This window comes from Asticcacaulis sp., assembly GCF_027484505.1.
Lineage (GTDB): Bacteria > Pseudomonadota > Alphaproteobacteria > Caulobacterales > Caulobacteraceae > Asticcacaulis.
This window is the reverse complement of record NZ_JAIXSV010000120.1, coordinates 1-2,733: the sequence shown is the minus strand read 5'-3', so window position 1 is coordinate 2,733 and position 2,733 is coordinate 1. Positions and strand designations below refer to the sequence as shown.

Genomic DNA, 2,733 nt, shown 5'->3' with positions numbered 1-2,733 from the left:
CCCCTCCAGCCGATGCAGCAAGACTGGCCACACACAGAGTCGGCGAAAAGTACAGAGCCAGAACCTCAGCCACAACCAACGCCATTCTTTTCGTCACAAGAAAAAAGTAATCATTTAATTGATCCGGCTCTGCTCCAGGATTTTTTACCCAAGCCACAGGCTTACCGCGTCTTAAAATCATACCTGGATGCCAATGGCTTTGGCAACTGGATAAAGACCAAGTATGACGAGCTGGTGGCCAAGCACATTCCTTCTTGCATTAACGAATCCAACACGTTTGTGGCCATGCATGAAGGCACCTGCACCAAACACACTTTTGTGCTCAGCAATCCGCACGCTGGTCAGCCCACGGTGCGGGACAGTGCGGGTAAATTGCATTCCAGCACGCCGTTTGATTGTCGCGCCACCCGCCAAACATACACCATCCCCCTGTATGTGGATGTGGCGTACACCCGGGCGCCTTTGACAGCCGAGGAATTGGCCCAGGTCCGCGAAAGTAACATTCAGGCGGCCCGACGCAAAAATAATCGTTTGGCCACTACGCAACAGAAGCAGCAGCAGCAGCAGCAATCGGAAACCACTAGTGATGGGGCAGCTCTGCCGGATCCACAAATTGCACATTTACACGAAAAGATGGAGCTAGTGCTGAAAAATTTGCATCTGGATGACATTCCCTGCATGGTGGACAGCGCCTTTTGCGCTCGCCGGTCCACGGTGGTGCCGGAAATGTGTGTGGCCGACCGCATGGACGCTGGCGGCTACTTTATTATTGAAGGGGTGGAAAAGTTGATTGGTGGACAAGAGCAAATGGCCAACAACTCGCCCATCGTCTTGGAAAAGGATGACAAGCTGCTCGTCTGTGAAATACGCTCGCAACCGGAGAACCGCTTGCGCAGCAGCAGTACGCTGTATGTCACCTTGAAACCATCCCTGCCTTTATCGCACATGACCACCACAGACTCGCGACGAGCGGTCGATTGTGACATCTTTGTGCGCTTGCCTTTTAGCCAGGACGTGTCGCTGACCACCATGTTTGTGGCGCTGGACGTGTGTCATTTGAAAGACATGATGGATTTAATTTGCGTCGAATCCGACCCACTGTGGTTGTGGAACTTTGTGTCGGCCACCCTCAATTTCAGCATCACCAACACGACCATCAAGAAGCCGGCAGCTTTTGCCAAGATTCGCCCGGAAAAGGCCAACAGCGATCCCGAGACTCTGGCCAAGATCGTCAACAATATGCTCAACACCGAGTTTTTACCCCACCAAGGCACGACGCCAGCCGACTTGCCCGCCAAACGCATACTTTTGGGACTGTATGCCCGTCGCGTTATTCTTGTGTACTTGTTGCTACAGCCGCTGGATAATCGTGAGCACTATCGCAACCGGCGCAACGTGTCGGTCTTTTACTTGTCGATGATCTGGCGCGACTCCTTTGTGCAGTGGCGCAAGGCGGTGCAGCAGGCCATGAGTTATGATTTGGCCCGCAACGTGTCGGCGCTCAATCCGCACAATATTTTGGTAGGGACCATGGGGCGCCGGATGATCAAAGCGCTCAAATCTGGCAACTTGACCATCAGCCACCAAGACAGTTTCAGCGACAGCGCCAAAGGCGTGTCCAGTGCCGGACAGATTCGCGCCAACACCGAGTATATTGCCGGCGTGGCTCATCTGTTGCGCACCAATTCACAGGGCGAAACGGCCGAGGCGCGCATGCCCTATGACACAGGAGGAGTGTGCCGTTTTGACACGCCTGATGGCGGCAATGTGGGCATGACGCGCAATATGACCATATGCGCAGGGGTGCGCTCTGGCCACCCGACTCAGGACCTGTGTCGCCTGGTGACGAGCTTTTTGGGCCCGGCTTTGCTTTCATCATCGTCTTCATCATCACTCGAGGAGAATCGTGAGCCGCCCGCGCCCGTGTTGGTCAATGGTCTTCTGGTCGGTTATGTCCACGATCCTTACAAAGTGCGGGAAAAGCTGCGGGAATTACGCAGCGTGTGTGACATGCCGCCCGACGTCAGCCTGTTTGTCGACCGGTATGCCGAGGTGGATATTGGCACGCTGAACATCAACGGCGACGCCGGCACTTTTTATTGGCCGCTCATCCGCGCCGACCGCATTAAAGAGTGCAAGGAGATTGTGGCCGAGACTCACACGAGTGATTTATGGCCGCGTTTGCTGCGGGAGGGAGTCGCCGAACTCATTTGCAAAGATGAGGAATACTGGCATGTGCGCGTGGCCATGTACCACCACGAGGTTAATCAGCTGCAGTTCATCACTCATGTGCTGATTGACGAGTGCCAAAACTTTAGCATGTACACCAACACGCTGCCTCACATACAGTTTAATCAAGCGCCGCGCATCTCCTTTGCCGCCACCATGCGCAAACAAGCCTGCGGTCTGGCGCCGTCCACACCGTGCCTGGACACTTGTGCCAACTACTTGGAAACCCCGCAGCGGTCTTTGGTGACGACGGCCTTTGAGAAAATGGTGGGGCCTGACATTGGCGCGTGCTACCAGCAAGCCGTCGTGGCCGTCGGCGGCTACTATGGTCAAAATATCGAAGACTCTCTGACCATCAAAAAGGGAGCGATCGAGCGAGGGTTTGCTCGCGTGCAACAGTTTCGCACCTTTCACGACTTTTGCAACAGCAAAGAAAACGAAAAGGAAGTTTACTGCAAGCCGCCGGTACATACAATGGGGCGGATTGTGGGCGATGACGGGCTG

1 protein-coding gene is annotated in these 2,733 nt (G+C 54.7%); it reads left to right on the top strand.

Features of this window, described 5'->3' with window-relative positions; all coding sequences use genetic code 11:
* Positions 1 to 2,733: hypothetical protein (locus tag Q0072_RS07570; protein WP_298327963.1), on the top strand; the 2,733-nt coding region annotated here is incomplete at both ends.